Source organism: Scytonema sp. HK-05, assembly GCF_963872035.1.
Lineage (GTDB): Bacteria > Cyanobacteriota > Cyanobacteriia > Cyanobacteriales > Nostocaceae > Kalymmatonema.
Genome location: NZ_CAWMYC010000126.1, coordinates 38,431 through 58,919 on the forward strand (window position 1 = coordinate 38,431; position 20,489 = coordinate 58,919).

The following is a 20,489-nucleotide window of genomic DNA, read 5'->3' on the forward strand; positions in this document are numbered from 1 at the left end:
ATGCTGCACCAAATTTTTATAATTTCTCGCCATCCCCTTCTGTTCTAGGCGACGTTCGCCTCTTGAATCTGCGCTGATTTGGGGTTGACTCCCATCCAAATTTTTTCTTCAGGCGAGAGTTGAGTGAGTTGCTGTTTAAACCAAACTTCAAAATTCTCCTGTAGCAATCTTTGGCGCATGAAATTGTCTAACTGTGCTGGAACTAGCTTTTCAGTGCGCACAATCATCCATGATTCTCCAAAAGGCACGGGTGGCTGAATCACACCCACTTGACTTGTGTAAAGTAGCTGGGCAAAATTGGGAGCGACACTACCAAATTCCACTGGACCGATGATTCCGCCCGTTTGGGCTTCTGGACCCGTGGAATATTCAGCTGCAAGTTCAGCAAAGGATTGTTCTCCTTCTTTAATCCGAAAGTAGAGTTCGTTGGCGGTTCCTCTTTGTTCGGTTCTAATTAAGGAGTAAATAACTTTATCTAGCTGTCTTTTGCGTTTGAGAAAGTAAGATTCTAGTTGATGTCCCCAAGAGGCTTGTTTGAATTTTTCAATTCTGAGCTTTCGCGTTGCCATGAGTTCTAACTGTTCTTGGGTCAGACCATAACGTTCCCGCCAAGCTTGTCTTTTATCTTCGCTTGTCAAATCCCAATGCTGATAAAATTGCTCTAGAGCATCAGCCGTTTCTTCTTTTGTGCAAGTGATTGGGGCGATCGCCTGATCAATAATGCTCTCGCATATTAATTGCGGGATGATGTTATTACTAGCTAGTAAAGGAATAATTTCAGAAGCTGCGATCGCGCGATTACCAATTTGTAAAACTGTAGTCATATTTATTGGAATAACTCTTCCAAGCGCGTGCAAATATTCAAAAAATGCAGTAATCTTGAACATGAGCGGCAAAGTCCAAGTATGGATCTCTGCCGCCGTAATCTAATTTTAACTTATTGGAAGCATTGTCATGCAATGCTTTCAATTACTTGTAGCTCACACAACTTTCTACCATGACACCTCTCAAGCGATGCTTAAACTAAAGGATAAGAGGTAGTAAAGTGGTCAAAGCCCAGAGTGTAATTGGTGCTGGCACTACCGTACTGATAAACTTGGACGAAGTAGTTCCCAGATTCGTTAATATTCATAAGAGCTTCGGAATTACTACCAGCTCTTGCAGACCGCACGATTTCATCGCTTGAGTCAACGTTGCGATCTCCGTTACGGTCACGAATCAGTCGGATATCAGCATCGGCGCTCAGTCCGCTCAGTCTAATGTTGACACCCTCAAATAATCCGAGAGAGAAACCGTAGACATCAGAAGTATTGTTGTTATTAATGCTACCATGTTCTGTGACATCATGTGACAGGTTGCCAAGATTAACTTCTCTGGGGAGAAGGTTGCTAGGATTGGCAGTAGACAAGGCTAAATCGTAAGTAACATTGCCACTGCTGGTTGAAAAGCGATTAACTTGGGCAAAATAGGTACCAGCAGATCGATCAGCAAGATTAATCGAGTCATCGTTGTTACCTCCTCGAGTGGAACTTGCGACGAACTGATCGCTATTCGCGTCGAAGCGACCGTTACCGTTGCTGTCTCGATACAATTTTAAATCGGCATCATCGCCATTGGTAATACCTGTAAGTGCCAGGTTGATATCACTGGTGCTACCGATTCTAAACTCAAACACATCAGTAGTTTGCGTTGGAGTTAAAGAGTAGTTATTGCGGATAACAGGGGTACCGTTAGAGGGTAGAGTACCGACATTGTAGTTAGACATTTTTTAGTCCTTTTAGATTTTGATAGTGATTTGGTCGAAGTAAGGTAAGTTTTGTTTCAGTTAGATGTAATTTCTTTTGTCTTTTACGTAACTTTCCTTGAACTTTCATTTACTTATTCAGTGGTTTTTCGGAGTTTTACGCAAATCTTCAAAAGATTTTTTTTCTAAGCTGTAACTTTCCTTGAACCTTGATTTACTTATCGGGGATTGTTCGGAGTTTTACGCAAATATTAAGATTTTTTTTGTCTTTTACGTAATTTTCCTTGAACCCTCATTTACTTATTCAGGGGTTCTTTGGAGTTTTACGCAAATCTTCAGAAGAAATTTCTTTTGTCCTTTACGCGATTTTCCTTGAACCCTCATTTACTTATTCAGTGGTTATTCGGACAATTACGCAAGCATTGAACAACATTTACATTTCTTGACAAATTTTGCCTATGGAGTGCGATGGCGCTTTTCTCCCGCTTCGCGATCGCGCATGATAGAAAACTGTGGCAAACTGTCTATAACAATAGGGCTATGATGTACTTGGGATAAGGGTGCACATACAATGGCGAACCCAAGTATATGCCCGTGTAAATCAATCAAGACTGATAGTTAGAACTATTTTCATTTGAGGCAAAATATCTCGTTTCCTTGAATTTGGTATTCTGTTTCTGGTAGCAGAGGCTGATTTATATGAATCCTTATGAGGGATTGAAATAAAGTTGAAACGGATTACAAAGTGTTAATTCATTCTTCATAATCATTTACAAATAGCTTCTAAGTCAAAAAACCCGGTTTTTCAAACAAACCGGGTTTTTTAGACTATTGAATTTAACAGTTTAGACTCACAATGCAGCTTGATCCCCTACTGCCGATTTTTTACCAAAGTCCAAAAAAGACAAAATGCTGGCAAACTTAAAATTAAATTGCCTTTTTTTCCACAAATGCAAGCCGCCCTTCCTTGTAAGCTTGCCGCAGAGCGACAGCTTCTGCCACAATATTCTGTGCGCTCAAACCCTCTTCATCCATCATCTTTTGCAGGGTAGTCCCAGTCCGTTCCTCTGTTTCGTGTATCGGCGGAATTTGACAGTACCTCCCTCCATTCTTTGTGCGCCGCCAAATACTTGGTTTTTCAGGTTTTAGTTCTCTGGGGGTGCGGTTTTCTCTAATTAAGGAACGCACAGCCTCTTGAGTGATTGCAGTTAAGTCTAGTAGCCTGTCTATGACTTGCTTATACTTCTTGCTGTTTTCTGCTAGATGATATACGGTGCTTGGTTCAATTTGTGCTAACTCTTGGGGCGAAAACTTTTGAAATGCTGCCGCAATCTTAAGATATCTTTTTTCCTCGCCTTTCCAACCTTGGTCACCAAGTAGCTTTCTATACTCCCTCAATGAGCGCTTCTGTTTTTGCTTAGCTAACCAAAAAGCATGACGCAGAATTGTTTCGGTGGCATCAGCTAGCATTTCAAAGGAAATACTGTCGTCAATAAGCCTTTTGACAGCATTAGCTTGTTCTTCAGCTTGTTCTTCTAAATATTGTTGCTCAAAGTCTGATTGTGCAATTGCTTGTTCGCTACCTTGGGCTGCAATTGCGCTCTTCACTTGTGTTGTCATGGTATTAAATAATACTGTTTTTTTAGAAGTTCACTATGGGTGTACAAGAGTAGGAGGAATCTGTAAATTCAAGAGATTAAATAAAGAATTTGGTTGATTCCCTGTATTATGCTCATGAAGTAGGATTTCTAAGTCATTCTGCCCCTTGAGATCGAGTGTCACCGAGCGATTGGCAATGCCTGTGCCCCGAATAGCGATTGGGCACGAGGGCACTGCGCTCCGCGCGAACGCGCGGAGCGTGCCCAAAGGGCATTGGCACGGAGTGCCCGCCTGCGGCGATCGCCTACTTTGTGTTCACCATCATCTGTCATTCAAATCCAAGCTTCACAGGTAGACCAGTGAAGCGCTGGATTATAATGCTTCACAAGCACACTAACGAATGTCAAACGGCTGAGCATTTGTAACTCCTACCCCAATCAAGGGCGATTGCTGGTTGTAGCGCAGTGCTTTCTTGCGTTCGCGTAGCGTGCCCAAAGGGCATTGGCACAAACTGCCTGCATGATTGCGATGCTCCCCAAGACCAAAAGTCTGTCTACTAGAACAATTGTACTACAATAACAGAAAGAGTAATCCCCAAATCTACTTTATTTTTTCGAGAATTTTAGGCAAATTTTATACACCAATAGATTTGTTGAGTTACCGGGTGTCATACATATTTAACAATATTGCGCGATCAATTAGGATACGAACGAAGAAATACGTAATTTTGCACTCCTGATGGGAGTAGGAGTTAATCCACATAACTGAACTCAGTGGATTTGAGCAGATAAATAATTGACTAGACTACTGGTATCCAAAAAAAGAATTCTTCCTTTTGACATAATGATTTTAGGGAACTTTAATGTTTCTTTTATAAGTCTTTAAGATCTCCTTACATCTTACAAATGAGATCATGATTCTGTCTGTTGCAACTCGATTCCCTACAAAGAAACCAACCTTACAATATGGTGCGTGCGGTCAAATTGTTAAAGAAATGCAGAAAGCCCTAAACCAAAGGCTCGTTCAACTAGATACCGTATCAGTCTCTCCTTTATCAGTTTCTACCACAGGTTACTTTGACCGACAAACCCGAGATGCGGTGAAATACTTGCAGTGTCTTGCTTTCTTAACTATAGATGGGGTTGTGGGAGAAAAGACTTGGGCATATTTGTGCCAGGGATCTGGGAGCTTGCCAAAACTTTGTATTGGCAGTACGGGAACTATAGTCAAAGCTGTTCAAGAAGCCCTCAAAGCTGGTGGCTACTACTATGGTGCCATTGATGGTATTTTTGGAGCAAAAACTGAGCAAGCAGTCCAGGCTTTTCAAGCAGAACACTTTCTGGTAAGCGACGGCATCATTGAACTATTCACTTGGTATGCGTTGAGCAAGTTAGAGACCCATGCCTCTCGTTGCAGCCTGAATGCATTTCGTGGGTATTAAATGTTTATATTGACTGAAATTTAGTTAGGTACATGAACAATTAATCGCCCTTATACAGTGTTTTAGCGCGTGACGAACGTGCTTGATGCAGTGTCAACCACTACTTTAACTGTTAATGAATCTTTTTTAAGCAGAATTCAGAACGCAGGACTGAGAAAAATTTTCTTTCTCCTGAGTCCTGAATTCTTAATTTTGAATTGTTGAGTTCTGAGTCCTGCGTTCCTTACCCTAAGTGCTATAAGCAAAACTTAACATTAATCCATCAGAAATGTCAGCAGTTTATCTGAAAAAAGGAGATTCATTCATATATGAATTAAAAAGCACTTTTTAACAAAAAACTGATGCTAATGAAAAAATTAGCTTACGGCACAGTGCTAGCTTCTTGCTGGCTAACATCATGGGTTGTATCTTCTTTAGCTGTGAATGACATCGTATCTTCCCAATCAGTCAATACTAAAACGATAACTGTGAAGAAAGCTGAGTTTGGGGTTTTAAGAGATGATAGTAACAGCATGAGCTTTATCCCCACAAGTAAAGTGCCACTCAAAGAGGGAAAACGCTATGGATGGCGCATTCAGCTTCAAGACAACCAAAATGAAGTCACATGGCGAGAAATCCTTCAATTACCAAAACTGCCTAATACTTGGAGTACAGCAAGTGGTGAAAATTTTTCAATATCACCCAATGGTAGGGAAGCAGTAACGAAGCGCACACAGTTAGCAAACAAAGGAGTCATTGAAAACTTTTGGACTATTGCTTCTGGCGATCCTACTGGGAAACATACGATCTCCGTCTACGTTGATGACCGTCGCATTGGTTTTTTCGAGTTTGAGGTTGTTTCCCCTAAGAAAAAGTGACAGTCAATTGATTACCATTAGACATCTATATTTTGTGCAGAAGTTCATAAATTTTGACTGTTGACCTAGGACAAACCAAGACGTAAAGTAATAGCGGGTTACGACCTTCGACTAGGTCGCATCTGTACTAAAGTATCTTGTATGTCACCACATCTTACTCCTCCAACAACAAAACCACGGATTCCTCATTTTTCCTCCGGTCCTTGCGCGAAACGCCCAGGCTGGTCTGTTTCCAAGCTGGAAAACGCCTGTGTAGGTCGCTCTCACCGTTCTGCAGATGGCAAGGCTCGTATAGAGGAAGTCATTGAGCGCTCCAAAGCGATTCTCGGTGTTCCTGCTGATTATCGCTTAGGAATCGTTCCCGCTTCCGATACAGGCGCAGTGGAAATGGCATTGTGGTCACTGTTGGGAAAGCTCCCCCTTGATATCTTGGCATGGGAAAGCTTTGGTTTGGAATGGGTTAAAGATGTCGTAGATGAATTGAAGTTGCCTGATCTCAACGTTATTAAAGCAACTTATGGCAGTTTGCCAGACCTCAATCAAGTTGATTTGAGTCATGATGTCGTATTTTTATGGAATGGCACAACATCAGGTGTTAGGGTACCCAATGGCGATTGGATAAAAGGCGATCGTCAAGGTTTGACCATTTGCGATGCCACTTCTGCTGTTTTCGCGATGGAAATACCTTGGGAAAAATTGGATGTTGTCACCTACTCTTGGCAAAAGGTACTAGGAGGAGAAGCGCAGCATGGAGTCATCGTGCTTTCACCCCGTGCTGTCGAACGCCTGGAAAGCTATGTACCTGCTTGGCCGATACCGAAGCTCTTTCGCTTGACACAAAAAGGTAAGCTGATTGAAGGAATTTTCAAAGGCGACACCATCAACACGCCATCAATGCTGTGTGTAGAAGATGCGCTTGATGGATTACTTTGGGCAGAAAGTATTGGCGGGCTTCCAGGGCTGATTCGTCGTAGCGAAGCAAATCTAGCAACAATTGCCCGCTGGGTTGAGCAAAGCAGTTGGGCAGCATTCCTGGCAGAGAAGCCAGAAACCCGTTCTTGTACCTCGATTTGCCTCAAGATTGTTGATGATTGGTTTACAGGCTTAAGTCCAGAAAAGCAGGCAGAATCTGCTAAGAAATTGGCGAAACTTCTCGAAAAGCAAGAAGTCGCTTTTGATATCGCATCCTACCGTGCCGCACCGCCTGGAATCAGGATTTGGGGTGGAGCTACAGTAGAAACAGCAGATATTGAAGCGTTGCTACCCTGGTTGGATTGGGCATACGCTACTGTGAAACAAGAGTAAGAATAGCTCTTTTCAAAGTTTCATGAATGCTGTTCTGCCCATTTCTCCCACAAAAGACGCACATCCTTTGGCTGTCCTTCATAATTGAGCATCTCGTCTGAAATCGTCACCCACGGCTGAGCGCTACGTGTCCAAAGGTTACCCACAGGGCGTAACCAACTTGTGTCATCTAGCGTTCCGGCTTTGACGTTGATGGTTTCTTGACTGTAAGTCCGCTCATGAAACAGTCGCGTTCCACAGTCACCGCAGAACAGACAAGTCACCTCACGTCCACTATCAGCTTTACGTGTCCAAGCTTTCGGTTGTCCTTGGATAATGACAACAGCATCTCGTGGCACAGTGAGGGACATTCCAAAAGCACTGGAAGATTGTTTCTGACACTCCTGACAGTGGCAGAGATACAGAGTTAACGGTTCAGCACGGATTTCATAACGAATTTGTCCACATTGACAGCCTCCGGTATACGTCGCGCTCACAGCTTTTCTCCCTTTTGCAATTCAGTGCTGCCTGATTCTACCGAAAGCTGCTCCAATCTTGAAGTTAAATTTCTTGTTGATTTTTTCCGGAATTGGTATGTCTTTTGTGGTAGATATTATTAGCGTAATCACTTATATCTAATCTCTTATAATTAGCCGAACGGGACATAACCCACTGTCTCTTATTAAAGCCCAGTCACAACGACTGGGCTTTTGGCTATAGACACCAATGTGGGAGTTGATTCCTTGCTCTTAGTACTGGCGTAAGCACATACCGACAGTGCGAGTGAACCCCAGGGATTCATAGAACGGCTGCAAATCAGGAGCACAGGTTAAATCAATCGCACCGAAGATGCTCTATCTGGGCAAGAAGACGACGAACAAGCTCTGAACCAATGCTCTGCCGGTGATAAGATGGCAGAACTTCTAAAAGAGGAATAAATGCAGACTGGATTCCGTCTGAGATGCAGGTGATAAACCCAACCACATGATTCGTGGTAGTATCAATGGCAAGCACAATGAAGTCGCTATTATGCAGAATTTGGTAGTGCGTTTGGCTAGTATGTGGACTGCGCCAACCAACGAAGAAGCCAGTTAACATCGACGTGGTGATTCCATTAAGTGTCGTTTGGTAGTAAATCATTTTTAAGTGTGGCATGATATCAGGTTCGGTTGATTACTTATCATTCCTGAAGAACCCCACCCCGGTTTTGTCTTGCGCCAAAACCTCCCCTCCCCGCATGCGGGGAGGGGATAAAGGGGAGCCAGCGCTGCAGGAGGGTTTCCCTCCGCAGGCGACTGGCGTGTGGGGTGCAGTCAACGTGGTAATCATAACTAATTAACCGAACATGATATGAGTTCTAGAACGGACAAAATCCAACACTCCTATTAAGGAGTGCTATTTTAGAGGCTTTGTGATTTACTCCGGGTTTTTGAGTGTTCATCCGAAAAAAATCTGAGCGTGAAGAATATTTATACTCCGGCGTTGTTTGACATACTGTATGATGAGAATAATTTTTCACAGTGGACGCAGAGGGCACACTCTGCGAAACCAAGCTTACTGATAAACTTGAAGCTTTTTTGGAGAAGCTGGTAACAGCAGACATATTTTCTGTGGAGTAGTCTGCTATACTGACATAGAGTGAATCTGCCGTCTTCGATACCGTAAACCGTTAATTAGCTTAATATAAGATGTTACAAATAACAGATAGCAGAAGTATTAAGATTGAGACAATAATATAGAGAATTATTACATATAGCATTTTTGCTACCAAACAAGGCAATCTAAATTTATTGAGAAATTGCTCCGTAAAAACAAGCCATGCAAAACCCAGGCAGATCACAGACAACCGGGCTGATTTTAGAGCTGTTTCATGTTCAAACCGACACTTCTTTTGAGTTGCCGCAGAATTTTTCTGTTATTCGCCTAGGCAAGCCGAAAGACAAAATCATGCCAGATATCAATGTTTCAACCTTGCCAAATGCCGATTTTGTTTCTCGACTTCATGCAGAAATTCAAGTAGAGAAAAATACTTATTATCTTGTTGATATGAGCAGCGCCAATGGCACATATCTCAACAATATCAAGCTAGAGCCTACAAAGCGCTATCCGCTTAAGTTGGGAGATAAAATAGACCTAGGTCATGGCGGTAAAGTAACATTTATATTTCTACACAAACAAGAAATAGTTAATCCATCTGATAATACTATACTGAATAATCCACCCACAGTACTTCAGATTGAATTGGTTCCGAACACGAAGCCATCTGCAAAGGAGCGTTTGGGTAAGGTTGTAGGCTTGGTGATGATGGTTGCAGGAATTTTGATTTTAACAGTGAATACTCAGATTGGTATTTCTGTACGCATTCCAGGTGTCCTTCTATGTCTTGCAGGGGTTGTAGTCTTCACCTGCCTTCGTAAATACCAGAATTTAGCATGGTTTTTGATAGCCTTAGGAATTACAGTCATGCTTTTTACGAGTAATGCCTTTACGCTAGTATCTCTTGTTGCCATGCTTGCATCCAGTGCTTTATTAATATCTGGCTCTCAACTGTTTACGACTGGGAAAATCTTTAACTATAGTTTGTTGCGCTCAAAAAATTACTAGAGAAATCTTAAGAAGAACACAGAACGCAGAACGCACCTTCGTCCCCACGGACTCTATCCGGGGGATTTAATAAAGAAAAAATTTTTCTTGTTGACCTAATTAAAATTAGGGGCTTGTAACCTCTACTTCAATTAAGCATTGTACACAATTGTAAGGTTATCACCTGTGTTTATAATTACAGCGCTTTTCAAGTAAATAAACCACTGTGTAGGGGCACGGCTAGCCTCATTGGTATCAACTTACAGCAGTTTTCACGTATTTGAACCACACTGTAAGGGCACAGCAATGCTGTGCCCCTACGGCAAATGTGGTCTATTTACCTAAAAATAGCTGTAATTCTGAATTCTGACAACTGTGTTCTGAGTTCTTTTTTGGTCACAACATGAGGATCATCCTGCTTATGTTGTAGCTATCGTTTTGACACCACTCCATAGTGATGATAAGCTAATCATGACACCACTTATGTGTGGTGACAGAAAAACTGGCGATCGCGGCGAGGTATTTAGCAGTGGTGGAAAAGCAAATTGCACTACTTAGTGAACTGGGTTTGACTGGATATGAAGCTACGGCGTACCTAGCATTGCTAGGGCGAAACAGCTTCACTCCTACAGAACTGGCGGCGCGTGCGAAGATTCCACGACAACGCATTTACGATGTCCTGGAATCTCTTGAAGAAAAGGGGTTATGTATCTCTAAAGACACCTCGCCACGCTCGTATTTCGCCATTGCTCCCGATTTAGCCCTAGAAGCGCTCAGTATACAGCGTGCAGAGGCTTTGGAGCGCGATCGCCTACAGATGGTTGCTCGCACAAAAGAGCTGATTTCGGATTTGTCTCCCGTTTATCAAGTTGGGCGTGGGCAAAATGACCCCTTGGAGTATATCGACGTACTTGGTAATCCATCGAGAATTGCTAGCAAAGCACTGGCGTTGGCGCAAACAGTTCGTACCCGCGTTAATTCCTGCATCAAGCGTCCACTTATCCTTACCAAAGAGCAGAATTGGCGTTTTATTCGTGAGCCGCTTTTGCGTGGAGTGACGTACCGCGCCATCTACGAAAATTCTGCCCTTGAAGACGAAGAACTTCGCGTCTGGCTTACCACCTTTGCTGAATGGGGTCAACAAATCCGTTTCATTCCAGAATTGCCCATCAAAATGCAGGCATTCGACGACGATATTGTACTCCTTTCCATGCAAGATCCAGTCGGTAGTCCGCCTAGCTTCACCGCTCTTGCTATTAGACATACTGGCATGGTGGCGATGATCAACTTGGCATTTGAGCAACTTTGGGAGCGTAGCGAACCGTATCGTAGCTGACATTATTACTAAGGAAACTAAGTATGTTAACTGACAGCAATACAATTTACGCTGAAGGATATCAACCTGGCTGTATTGGACGCATCACCGAGCTACATGGACTGTACTACAGTCAGTGTTGGGGTGTAGGTGCAGATTGGGAAATCATCGTCGCTCGTGAATTTTGTGATTTTTGTGAGCAGTACAATACGGAGCATGACCTCCTAGTTACGGCGATCGCAGATAATCGTCTCATTGGGTCTGTCGCTATAGTAGGAGATGCTGGCAGCAGTGACCATACTGATGGAGCCAGGCTGCGTTGGTTCATTGTTGACCCTGCTTACCAAGGTCGAGGGATTGGTAAAACTCTTCTTAAACAGGCGATAGACTTCTCTCGTCGAAAGGCATTCCCAAAAGTATATCTGTGGACAGTTGATAAACTTCCTCAGTCACGACACCTTTACGAAAGTATAGGATTTCACGTTGTTGCACAGGAGGTGGACGCACGGTATAGCACTCCCCTGCTGAGCTTAAAGATGGAGAAGAAGCTTTCTTGATTGGATAAGACCTGGTTAAGCCAGTTTGGAAGCACAGTTACGAAACATTTTATTGATTAATCTGGAACCAAGCGATCGCCAGCTGTTGCAATTGAGTAAAAGCACTTAAAATTAAAGAAAGGCGAGACAAAGTTTGGCACATGCTTAAGCGGCTTTGGCAGTGGCTCAAAAGGTTGTTACAGCGGTGGTTTGCAACCCCTGCACGGAAGTCAGCAGGGGAAAACTCTGTAGTAGTACCACGGAAACTTTTGACAGATACAGAGTATGAAACCTTGTTCCTTGAACTGTTGGCAGGGGTGAATCAAGCCTGGAGTCGCGGAAGGGTAAAGGGCTTTTTAGCAGCAAAATGCATTACTGAAGCTGAGTTGTTGGTGTGGTTGCGGCGCTTTGGTGAAAGATTGTTAGCATCGAACGCACCGAATGCTGAGTTAGCAGCGCGGATGGTGCAGCTGGGTGAGTTGGATATTGGGGAAGTGGGGAATGTGGCGCGTGAGATTGGGATGCAGTTGTTGAGAAGGGGAGAGGAAACGAACCGCCAAGGCGCAGAGGGCGCAGAGGAAGAGGAGGGAGAAGCTAGTCAGTTAACTTTAGCAGAAGCTTGGTTAAACCTAGGTAATCAGCAATACGAGGCAGGGGATTTTTTAGGTGCTATTGCAGCATACGACAACGCCATCGCCATCAAACCTGATTTCTACCTAGCTTGGTATAACCGGGGCAATGCGCTGGTTAACTTGGGACTATATGAACAAGCGATCGCATGGTACGACAAAGCTCTTGCCATCAATCCTGACTTCTACCAAGCTTGGGATAACCGGGGCACTGCGCTGGATAACTTGGGACAATATGAACAAGCGATCGCATCCTCCGATAAAGCTCTTGCTATCAACCCTGACTTCTACCAAGCTTGGTTTAACCGGGGCATTGCGCTGCATCACTTGGGACGACATGAAGAAGCAATTGCATCCTTCGACAAAGCGATTGCCATCAAAGCTGACGACTACCAAAGTTGGGCTATGCGGGGCATCGTGCTGCGTAATTTGGGACAATATGAAGAAGCGATTGCATCCTGCGATAAAGCTCTTGCCATCAAACCTGATGACTACAGAGCTTGGAGTAACCGGGGCGTTGCGCTGAATCACTTGGGACGATATGAAGAAGCGATCGCATCCTCTGATAAAGCTCTTGCCATCAACCCTGACCACTACCAAGCTTGGAGTAACCGGGGCAGTGCGGCAGGAAATTCAGCGAGTTGTGATCCATTGTTAGCTTTCTTGAGTACCATAGCCAGACAAAATCCCGCCCTTAACCAACGTGGCTATGAGGGTGAATTAGCAAGTTATGAGGAAGGGTTGAAACATTGTCCCCAAGACACTCACCCCAAAGGCTGGGGCTGTTTACATTGGAACATAGGCAATGCTCACTATTTCCAACGGCGCAGTGCTTCCCACCCTCGCCCCTATTGGCACAAAGCTGTCAACAGCTACAACCAAGCACTGAAAACTCTCACAGAAGCAGATTTTCCTGAATTGTATCTGGAGGTTTTGCAAGACTTAATTCGCGCTTTTTTAGATTTGGGGTATACAGGAGAGGCACAAGAATTAGGGCGACGCGGCACAGATTTATTGCGACGCTTGCACAGAGAGTGCAAAAGTCCAGGTAAGAAAAAACAACTGGCTTTGAAATTTGCGGGTTTTCAGCAGTTAACTGTTGACTTAGCTGTGCAGTCAGGAAACTGGTGCGCTGCACTGGAACTCGCAGAACTGGATAAAAATGCTTGCATATCTTGGCTGTTGGATGGGTGGAGTGATGAAATTTCCTCACCCAGCTATGGCGAAATTCAGCAATTGCTTCATCCTGCAACTGCTATAGTTTACTGGCATCTCAGTCCTTACGCTCTACACACCTTCATCCTCAAACATAACGCTTCATCACCTATTGTCCTTTCTTCTCCCCTACCAGTAGACGCGCAAGACTTTACGCCGTTACTTGCTGCTGTACAGCGCTTGCGTGAATTTGAAGACTGGGTGAAAGATTGGAATCAACAATACAACGATTATCGCAAGGGGAAAAGTCCTGAGAACCCCACCCCTTATCCCTTCCTGCAAGCGGAGAGGGGAGACAAAGAAGAAAAAGATTGGCGGGATAATTTGCCGACAATGCTGGAAAATCTAAGTAATATTCTCGATATCCCGGCTATCGTTCAGGCAATAAACCTAACCCCCCAGCCCCCTTCCCTACAAGGGAAGGGGGAGATAAGTTCCCCTCCCCTTGCACCGGAGGGGTTAGGGGAGAGGTCAAATTTCCTTGCAAACGAGAGGTTACGGGAGAGGTCAAATTTCCTTGCAAACCAGGGGTTACGGGAGACAGATTCCCCTCCCCTTGCACCGGAGGGGTTAGGGGAGAGGTCAAATTTCCTTGCAAACGAGGGGTTAGAATCAAAATCCAAAATCCAAAATATAATCCTGGTTCCTCACCGCGACTTGCACCGCTTCCCCCTCCATGCGCTGTTTCCCGATGAGTTCACCATCACCTATCTACCCAGCGCCCAAATGGGCTTGCTGAATTCATCTACGAATCGTGATTGTGTCATGCTGAGTGAAGCAAAGCGGAACGAAGCATCTCATCCCCGCATCACCTCACCTTCCTTACTCAGCGTGGAACATCCCACAAGCGATGGACTTCCCTTATTGGAATTTGCCCAAGTTGAGTCTGAAGCGATTTGCCAAATATTCCCCAATCACAAGCGCATTCGCTCAGAACAAGTGACACTAGAAGCGCTACAATCCGCTTTACCCCAAAAATACAGTATTTTTCACTTCTCAGGGCATGGCACTTACAATTTCCACAATCCTGCTTTATCCTACTTGGCTTTAGCGGGTGAGGACAAACTAACTCTCGCGGATATTTACAAACAATTTAACCTCACAAACCAAGTTAACCTGAAAAGGTACCGACTTGTCAGCCTTGCAGCTTGTGAAACCGCTATCACGGGTAATCACACCATTACCACAGAATATGTGGGGCTTGCCAGTGGTTTTATGGCTTGCGGTGTCGCTCATGTCCTCAGTACTCTGTGGAAAGTAGAATCAGCCCCCAGTGCTTTGGTGATGATACAGTTCTATCAACGGCTGCAACAAGGTAAACCAGAGGCGGTGGCTTTGGCTGAAGCTACCCAATGGTTGCGAAACGTCACAAATGCCGAACTTGCTGAATGGTATGCGGCGGAAATTGCTAAACTTCCGGCAGATGAACTTATTCTGCGCCGTTTTTTGTCACGCCATTTAGACAAACTAAAGAAGACAGCCGAACCAATTCAGCCCTATAATGACTCCTACTTCTGGGCAGCGTTTACAATTACTGGTATGCCATCATGAACCCAATAGAAGCCTCTGACCTCAAAGCTTTTGTTTTAGCACTATACCAACTTAATGCACCCCTTCCAGATGAGGTGCAAACGCAGGTTAATCAAATTAACATTCCTGCTGACATTGGCAAACTGTATGAGATTGCCATGAGTTATCCCCCACTCGCAAAATCCTACAATCAGGTTCAGAAATTATTAGACGGGATGGCTGAGTACCGTAGCAAAGGCGTTGATGTTTTACCTCAACCTGAACCGGAACAACGTAATACTGAAATTGATAACTCTACTGTGGAAATTATACCAGAGTTAGTGGAATTTGAGAACAAAGTTGATAAGGCTAAGCTCGTTGAATTTGAGAACAAAGTTGATAGTAATAAGCTTACCGAAATAGCTCGTCAAATTACTCAAGCTTTGAACTCTGTCTCTTCAGCAAAAGATGTCATACAGACTATTCTTTCTTAGTATATGGGTAGCCTAAAATATGAATGATGAAATTTGCTTAATCTACCCTACAATTGATTTATTTCTCTATGACCTCAAAGCTGGTTTAGGGCAAAATGAGCAAATAATTGAGAGCAACCGTCAACAATTTTGGCAAAAAATCTATAGTAGTCCCTTAGACAGTCAGCGCCTCAACCAATTGAAGCAAGCTGAAAATGAAAGTTTTGATTACGTTGAACTACTAGGTTCCAAGAAAGTCGAGATATTTGAGCCGCCCCTTGATGGCTATTATTATCCTGTACAATTAGGCGATACTTACGGGTTGCAGGTAGACTGCACTGCCAACTATATTCCTGATTATAAATCTTCGCCTCAACCTATCACTTGCTTACCAAAAATAAAAAAACAAATTATTGAAAAAATAGATAATGAAAACCGAAAACCTAAACTTGGTCAAAGCTGGTTAGTTTGGGGACAACTGGCTACAGAAAATCAAGAGCCTGAAGAAACTGCTAAACAATGTTATGCTCAGTTACAATTTCCTGATAAAGATTGGAAAGCAGATTTAAAAGGTAAATTTTTAGGAGGAACTGTATTTGAACTGTGGCGGCTTCCTTCAGACTTGCAACTTATGAATGATGGGTATCATATATTAATTTGTCTATTTCCCTACAATCTCAAAATCGATGCGATTCGCCAAGATGTTGCCAAGTTTTATCCGCAACTCATGCGGCTGTTTGCCTATCGCCACAAAATACTTTGGGCTTACTCTCAAAGTCGTAGCCTCAAGAAAAATTTAAAGCAGGCTGCCGAGTTAGTGCAAGATACAGTAAGGAAATTGAACGATTCAACAAATAGTCCTGGTAATAATATTAATCAATTACAAGAAATTCTCGCAAAAACTCCCGAGATATTATTAAAATATACAAATAATCTTAGCTACCTAGATGACCAACGCCGTACGCTCAAAATCAACATTGGTAACTATAATAAACGTTGGCAAAAGCTCAAAGAAATAGATAGCAATAGTGATTGGCAATTTTTTCAGGAATTCAGCGACTACGCCCAAGAAAAGTTTTTAGAACAAATTGAGGCAGACCAAGGTAATCTTAGCCCAGGTTTGACGTTAATGGAAAATACCATTAAGACAATCCAAGGGATTATCGATATTGAACAAACCAAAAGCGATCGCACCCTCAACAGTACGATCGCAGTTGCAGGTGTCGGACTCGCCACTAGCCAAATAGCCTGTGCTGTCATCCTCACCCAAGATACCCCTAATCCTCAAATATCTCTCGCTTACCGAACCGAAGTCTTTTTGTGGAGTTTGGGCTTTGGTGCGATCGCCGGTGTACTCACCTTAATCTTCTTTCGCATGTTGCGTCACTGGAAACTTCGCTAAATAAACCGCTTTTCCAGATTAAAACAAAAAGCGCTTGGGAGTGTTACCGTGTTTCCACCCCAGCGCTCTTTGCTTTACACTTGCTCCTCACACACAACTAGAGAATAACACCGTCCCGCTGAAAACACAAGTATGCCAAGTGACACTTTTAAAACTGAACCTTTCCAATTCGCATAAAATAGCAAAAAGCGCCTGGACGTCTTGCCGTGTTTCGACTCCAGGCGCTTTTTGTTTTCAACTTACTCCTCACACCATATAAACAATATCACGGGTCAAATCAGATGAGAGATATAGTAAGTGACACTTTGGCAACTGCACTCCCTCTTGAGGCATAAGGCACAAGTAATTTTCGATGTTTTATGGTTTATACCTATGTCCACATCCTCCTTTGGGCAGGGATTTTTAATGTAGAAAGTGACGAATACCGGTCAATACCATGACTAAGCCCAGTTCATTAGCAGCTTGAATGGAATCTTGATCGCGCAAACTTCCCCCTGGTTGCACAATCGCCTTAATACCTGCAGCGGCTGCTGTTCTGACTGAATCGTCGAAGGGAAAGAATCCATCACTGGCAAGAATTGCACCTTGGGTTTTTTCCCCAGCTTGTTCTAAGGCAATTTTAACTGAGCCAACGCGGTTCATTTGACCTGCGCCTACACCTAAGGTGGTGCGATCGCCACTCACAACAATGGCATTAGACTTAACGTGCTTGCAAACTTTCCAAGCAAACAACAATTCTGCCAACTCATCATCAGTGGGTTTCTTTTCAGTGACGAATTGCCATTTACTAATATCAGCTACTATGTCATCTGAAGCTTGCACAAGCAAACCGCCAGCGATGACTTTTACAGTTTCTTTCGAACCACTGCTTAATTCTGGTAAAATCAATACCCTAACTTTTGATTTAGCAGCTAGAATATCCTGTGCTTTGGCATCACAACCTGGTGCAACCACGCATTCTAAAAATGTCTTTGTTAAGTCAGTAGCCGTTTCCGCGTCAATCGGACGGTTCAGTGCGACAATTCCACCAAAAGCAGAAACAGAGTCAGCGTTGAATGCTTTTTGGTAAGCTTCTTGCAGAGTATTTCCCAAAGCGACACCACAAGGATTTGTGTGTTTGATAATTGTTGCTGCTGGGGAATCGGTAAATTCAGAAATAATGCGCCGTGCTGCTTCTAAATCAACCAAGTTATTGTAACTGAGTTCTTTGCCTTGAAGTTTCGTAGCAGCTGCCCATCCAGTTGGACTCGTACCAGTTTGATACCAAGCAGCAGGTTGATGGGGATTTTCGCCGTAACGGAGGGATTGTAGTTGTTTTCCAGAAAGATTGTATTCTTGGGATACCTCCCCCTCTGGGCTAGCCCAGAGGGGGACTGAGAGGGTGAGGTTCTGGCTGAGGTATGCTGCTATTGCCTGGTCATAGCTCGAAGTATGCAAAAATCCTTTTAAGGCACACTTTTGGCGAAACTCTAGGGATGGTTCGCCACTAGAGCGGCGCATTTCCTGTAAATATTCTTCATACTGCGCCGGCTCGCATAAAATCGTCAGATGAGCAAAGTTTTTTGAGGCAGCCCTAAGCATAGCAGGACCACCGATATCAATTTGCTCGATCGCCTCAGGTAAAGTCACTCCTTGTTTGGCAATCGTTTCTTCAAAAGGATACAGATTCACCACGACCAAATCAATCGGGCGAATTTGGTTATTTTCCAAATCTGCGATATCTTCAGGGACATCGCGCCGTGCTAAAATGCCGCCATGAATTCGAGGATGTAGGGTTTTGACCCGACCACCTAGTATTTCTGGAGAGCCTGTGTAATCAGCTACTTTCGTAACTGCTAGTCCTGCATCTTTGAGAGCTTTGGCTGTTCCTCCACTGCTGATGAATTCAAAATCAAATTCTTCTACTAAGCTACGGGCAAGGTCGATTAATCCTGTTTTATTAGATACACTTAGCAGTGCTAGACGCGCCATAATTCCCAAGTTTCCTTTGGTGTATTTACAGTTAGTGCAGATGTCTATTGTATAAACCGCCAAGGCACGTGGACGCAAAGCGCCATCCCGTACCTCCTAAAGGAGAACCTCTGAATTGCGCGTAAAGCTAAGATGCGAAGAAGAATTTATTGTTGCATTTAGCGGGCGCACGAGCGATCACTAACGAGATTAACAAGATGCTTATACGGAAATTTTTCGTATAATCAATACTTAGCCTGCTAAGTCATCAGTGAAGGCGCAGCTAAGAGTTTACCTATTGTTGTTCAGCATCAAGCTAGAACGCTAGCGTTGGTGTATTTAATTTCTCTATTGTGGAAAATCGCCCTCAAGGGTACTACAAGTATCTCTAGTGCATTGTTTAGGATAAAAACGCGAACACCAGTGTGTTTATCACAATACTTAAAGAATCTTAAGGAGATAAACAATCATGCCTAATGAAAGGTCATTCACTTCACCATCTGCGATTGGTCTTCAGATGGGAGCTAGCGGGCAAGATGTAACTGTCTTACAGGTTTTTCTACGAAGATTCGGTTATCTTCAGGAAACGAGAAATAGCAGCTTTTCAGCAGTACGTGATTTAACAGTTCCTGATGCAGCTACGGGAACTTTTGACAATGCTACAGAAGAGGCTTTGCGTAGCTATCAACAGTTTCATGGACTGCCCGTTACGGGTGAACTTGATCAAGCAACAGTTGCTGAAATGCGAAAACCGCGATGCGGCTTTCCTGATCGACCCTCTGCTATAGGTTCAGGTAGATTTGTTGCTCAAGGTAATCGGTGGGATCACACTAACATTACCTACAGAATTGTCAACTTCACTGCTGACCTTACTCAAGCAGAAATTCGCACTGCCGTCCGCCAAGCGTTTGATCTCTGGATCGCAGTAGTTCCATTGACATTTACAGAAGTTACTGGCAGTGCAGATATTTTAATTAGCTTCGTAACTGGCGATCACGGGGATGGCGATCCATTTGACGGAATGGGAAATGTGTTAGCTCATGCATATTATCCACCACCAAATGGAGGGGATATTGCTGGTGACGCACACTTTGACGATGCTGAAACTTGGACAGTAAATGTTCCTGTACCAGCAGGTGGTTGGGATCTCATCACAATTGCAGCCCATGAATTCGGTCATTCTCTTGGCTTAGATCATACCAACATTGCAAATGCTCTCATGTTCCCAACTTTTCCACCTGGTAGCCTTCATCGTTTTCTAGCCCAAGACGATATTGATGGTATTCAGTCCATCTATGGGAGAAGACCTCAGTGGCAGCAATTTGAATTAGCGCCAGCAGGCAGTGCTTCAACCAGTGGAGGAATCACCGCTGTATCACGTATTCCAAACAGCATGGAAGTCTGGTGGGTTGGTGCAAACGGCTCAGTGCAAGATGCGTTTTGGTATGAGGGCGGACAGTGGCAGCAATTTGAATTAGCGCCAGCAGGCAGTGCTTCAACCAGTGGAGGAATCACCGCTGTATCACGTATTCCAAACAGCATGGAAGTCTGGTGGATTGGTGCAGACGGTTCAGTGCAAGATGCGTTTTGGTATGAAGGTGGAGAATGGCGGCGATTTACTCTTGCCAGTGCGGATAATGCTCCAGCTAACGGTGAAATCACCGCTGTATCACGTATCTCGAATAGTATGGAAGTGTGGTGGATTGGGGCAAATGGTTCAGTACGAGATGCCTACTGGTATGACAGTTGAACAAGACACGGAAACGAATAGTGAACTCATTGTCCTGCTCGACATCGGAACCCATGATGAGGTTTATTAACTGCGTCGGTACTTGCGGTGCCATAACAAGTCGCTACATGAAAACTGCTGATGCAAAATTTTTTATCTTGTCATTCCATAGTTTTTATGCTTGACTGTCCTTGATCCCTAGTCATCTGTCCTGTCATAAATG

Annotated in this window: 17 protein-coding genes; 10 read left to right on the forward strand and 7 right to left on the reverse strand. The window is 43.8% G+C overall.

The features are described 5' to 3' along the window. Window positions 1-44 precede the first annotated feature (44 nt). The 4 genes from AACT52_RS27755 to AACT52_RS27770 all read right to left on the reverse strand — a co-directional run bounded on the left by AACT52_RS27755 (window position 45) and on the right by AACT52_RS27770 (window position 3,675). Window positions 45-824 carry a peptidylprolyl isomerase gene (locus tag AACT52_RS27755; protein ID WP_073634090.1) on the reverse strand — a complete coding sequence of 260 codons (780 nt, stop codon included), beginning with the start codon at window positions 822-824 and terminating at the stop codon, window positions 45-47. A 194-nt stretch (window positions 825-1,018) separates the two neighbouring features. Next, on the reverse strand, window positions 1,019-1,765 hold the full coding sequence (locus AACT52_RS27760; RefSeq protein ID WP_073634064.1) for a pre-peptidase C-terminal domain-containing protein: 747 nt from the start codon (window positions 1,763-1,765) through the stop codon (window positions 1,019-1,021). 906 nt (window positions 1,766-2,671) lie between these two features. Next, entirely contained in the window at window positions 2,672-3,364 is a 693-nt protein-coding gene (locus AACT52_RS27765; RefSeq protein ID WP_073634065.1) for a hypothetical protein, read from the reverse strand. 158 nt (window positions 3,365-3,522) lie between these two features. Next, on the reverse strand, window positions 3,523-3,675 hold the full coding sequence (locus tag AACT52_RS27770) for a hypothetical protein (RefSeq protein WP_158054786.1): 153 nt from the start codon (window positions 3,673-3,675) through the stop codon (window positions 3,523-3,525). A gap of 581 nt (window positions 3,676-4,256) precedes the next feature. Between AACT52_RS27770 and AACT52_RS27775 the strand changes: the two genes are divergently transcribed. The 3 genes from AACT52_RS27775 to AACT52_RS27785 all read left to right on the forward strand — a co-directional run bounded on the left by AACT52_RS27775 (window position 4,257) and on the right by AACT52_RS27785 (window position 6,946). Then, window positions 4,257-4,784, forward strand: a complete 528-nt coding sequence (locus AACT52_RS27775; protein ID WP_073634066.1) for a peptidoglycan-binding domain-containing protein — start codon at window positions 4,257-4,259, stop codon at window positions 4,782-4,784. Window positions 4,785-5,131: 347 nt separating this feature from the next. Then, window positions 5,132-5,641 carry a hypothetical protein gene (locus AACT52_RS27780; protein WP_073634067.1) on the forward strand — a complete coding sequence of 170 codons (510 nt, stop codon included), beginning with the start codon at window positions 5,132-5,134 and terminating at the stop codon, window positions 5,639-5,641. Between the two features lie 141 nt (window positions 5,642-5,782). Then, on the forward strand, window positions 5,783-6,946 hold the full coding sequence (locus tag AACT52_RS27785) for a phosphoserine transaminase (RefSeq protein ID WP_073634068.1): 1,164 nt from the start codon (window positions 5,783-5,785) through the stop codon (window positions 6,944-6,946). A gap of 20 nt (window positions 6,947-6,966) precedes the next feature. On the opposite strand, the gene AACT52_RS27790 is transcribed toward AACT52_RS27785, so the two are convergent. Both AACT52_RS27790 and AACT52_RS41535 read right to left on the reverse strand, forming a co-directional pair. Next, the gene (locus tag AACT52_RS27790; protein WP_073634069.1) at window positions 6,967-7,422 is read right to left on the reverse strand and encodes a GFA family protein; all 456 of its coding nucleotides are present in this window, start codon (window positions 7,420-7,422) and stop codon (window positions 6,967-6,969) included. Between the two features lie 337 nt (window positions 7,423-7,759). Next, window positions 7,760-7,939, reverse strand: coding sequence for a GNAT family N-acetyltransferase (locus tag AACT52_RS41535; protein ID WP_443216669.1), 180 nt, complete (start codon window positions 7,937-7,939; stop codon window positions 7,760-7,762). Window positions 7,940-8,743: 804 nt separating this feature from the next. Here AACT52_RS41535 and AACT52_RS27795 point away from each other — a divergent pair. From AACT52_RS27795 to AACT52_RS27820, 6 genes are all read left to right on the forward strand, one after another. Continuing rightward, window positions 8,744-9,529 carry an FHA domain-containing protein gene (locus AACT52_RS27795; RefSeq protein WP_073634070.1) on the forward strand — a complete coding sequence of 262 codons (786 nt, stop codon included), beginning with the start codon at window positions 8,744-8,746 and terminating at the stop codon, window positions 9,527-9,529. Between the two features lie 469 nt (window positions 9,530-9,998). Next, entirely contained in the window at window positions 9,999-10,844 is an 846-nt protein-coding gene (locus tag AACT52_RS27800; protein ID WP_233154090.1) for a TrmB family transcriptional regulator, read from the forward strand. 23 nt (window positions 10,845-10,867) lie between these two features. Next, on the forward strand, window positions 10,868-11,380 hold the full coding sequence (locus tag AACT52_RS27805) for a GNAT family N-acetyltransferase (RefSeq protein WP_073634071.1): 513 nt from the start codon (window positions 10,868-10,870) through the stop codon (window positions 11,378-11,380). A gap of 140 nt (window positions 11,381-11,520) precedes the next feature. After that, window positions 11,521-14,754 carry a CHAT domain-containing protein gene (locus AACT52_RS27810; protein WP_073634072.1) on the forward strand — a complete coding sequence of 1,078 codons (3,234 nt, stop codon included), beginning with the start codon at window positions 11,521-11,523 and terminating at the stop codon, window positions 14,752-14,754. Further along, complete coding sequence (locus AACT52_RS27815) at window positions 14,751-15,206, forward strand: hypothetical protein (RefSeq protein WP_073634073.1); 456 nt, start codon at window positions 14,751-14,753, stop codon at window positions 15,204-15,206. The genes AACT52_RS27810 and AACT52_RS27815 overlap by 4 nt, the downstream gene beginning before the upstream one ends. 19 nt (window positions 15,207-15,225) lie before the next feature. Then, on the forward strand, window positions 15,226-16,587 hold the full coding sequence (locus AACT52_RS27820) for a hypothetical protein (protein WP_073634074.1): 1,362 nt from the start codon (window positions 15,226-15,228) through the stop codon (window positions 16,585-16,587). A 402-nt stretch (window positions 16,588-16,989) separates the two neighbouring features. Here the strand turns inward: AACT52_RS27820 and purH are convergent, their stop codons facing one another. Then, window positions 16,990-18,558, reverse strand: coding sequence for a bifunctional phosphoribosylaminoimidazolecarboxamide formyltransferase/IMP cyclohydrolase (gene purH, locus AACT52_RS27825; protein WP_073634075.1), 1,569 nt, complete (start codon window positions 18,556-18,558; stop codon window positions 16,990-16,992). 448 nt (window positions 18,559-19,006) lie between these two features. Between purH and AACT52_RS27830 the strand changes: the two genes are divergently transcribed. Then, window positions 19,007-20,287 (forward strand): matrixin family metalloprotease, encoded by a 1,281-nt coding sequence (locus tag AACT52_RS27830; RefSeq protein WP_073634076.1) that lies wholly within the window; start codon window positions 19,007-19,009, stop codon window positions 20,285-20,287. The last annotated feature ends 202 nt before the right edge of the window (window positions 20,288-20,489 follow it).

Bases quoted from the DNA above. Each gene is read 5' to 3' on its own strand.
- AACT52_RS27755 (WP_073634090.1), bottom strand. From the start codon at position 824: ATGACTACAGTTTTACAAATTGGTAATCGCGCGATCGCAGCTTCTGAA.
- AACT52_RS27760 (WP_073634064.1), bottom strand. From the start codon at position 1,765: ATGTCTAACTACAATGTCGGTACTCTACCCTCTAACGGTACCCCTGTT.
- AACT52_RS27765 (WP_073634065.1), bottom strand. From the start codon at position 3,364: ATGACAACACAAGTGAAGAGCGCAATTGCAGCCCAAGGTAGCGAACAA.
- AACT52_RS27770 (WP_158054786.1), bottom strand. From the start codon at position 3,675: ATGACAGATGATGGTGAACACAAAGTAGGCGATCGCCGCAGGCGGGCA.
- AACT52_RS27775 (WP_073634066.1), top strand. From the start codon at position 4,257: ATGATTCTGTCTGTTGCAACTCGATTCCCTACAAAGAAACCAACCTTA.
- AACT52_RS27780 (WP_073634067.1), top strand. From the start codon at position 5,132: ATGAAAAAATTAGCTTACGGCACAGTGCTAGCTTCTTGCTGGCTAACA.
- AACT52_RS27785 (WP_073634068.1), top strand. From the start codon at position 5,783: ATGTCACCACATCTTACTCCTCCAACAACAAAACCACGGATTCCTCAT.
- AACT52_RS27795 (WP_073634070.1), top strand. From the start codon at position 8,744: ATGCAAAACCCAGGCAGATCACAGACAACCGGGCTGATTTTAGAGCTG.
- AACT52_RS27805 (WP_073634071.1), top strand. From the start codon at position 10,868: ATGTTAACTGACAGCAATACAATTTACGCTGAAGGATATCAACCTGGC.
- AACT52_RS27810 (WP_073634072.1), top strand. From the start codon at position 11,521: ATGCTTAAGCGGCTTTGGCAGTGGCTCAAAAGGTTGTTACAGCGGTGG.
- AACT52_RS27815 (WP_073634073.1), top strand. From the start codon at position 14,751: ATGAACCCAATAGAAGCCTCTGACCTCAAAGCTTTTGTTTTAGCACTA.
- AACT52_RS27820 (WP_073634074.1), top strand. From the start codon at position 15,226: ATGAATGATGAAATTTGCTTAATCTACCCTACAATTGATTTATTTCTC.
- purH (WP_073634075.1), bottom strand. From the start codon at position 18,558: ATGGCGCGTCTAGCACTGCTAAGTGTATCTAATAAAACAGGATTAATC.
- AACT52_RS27830 (WP_073634076.1), top strand. From the start codon at position 19,007: ATGCCTAATGAAAGGTCATTCACTTCACCATCTGCGATTGGTCTTCAG.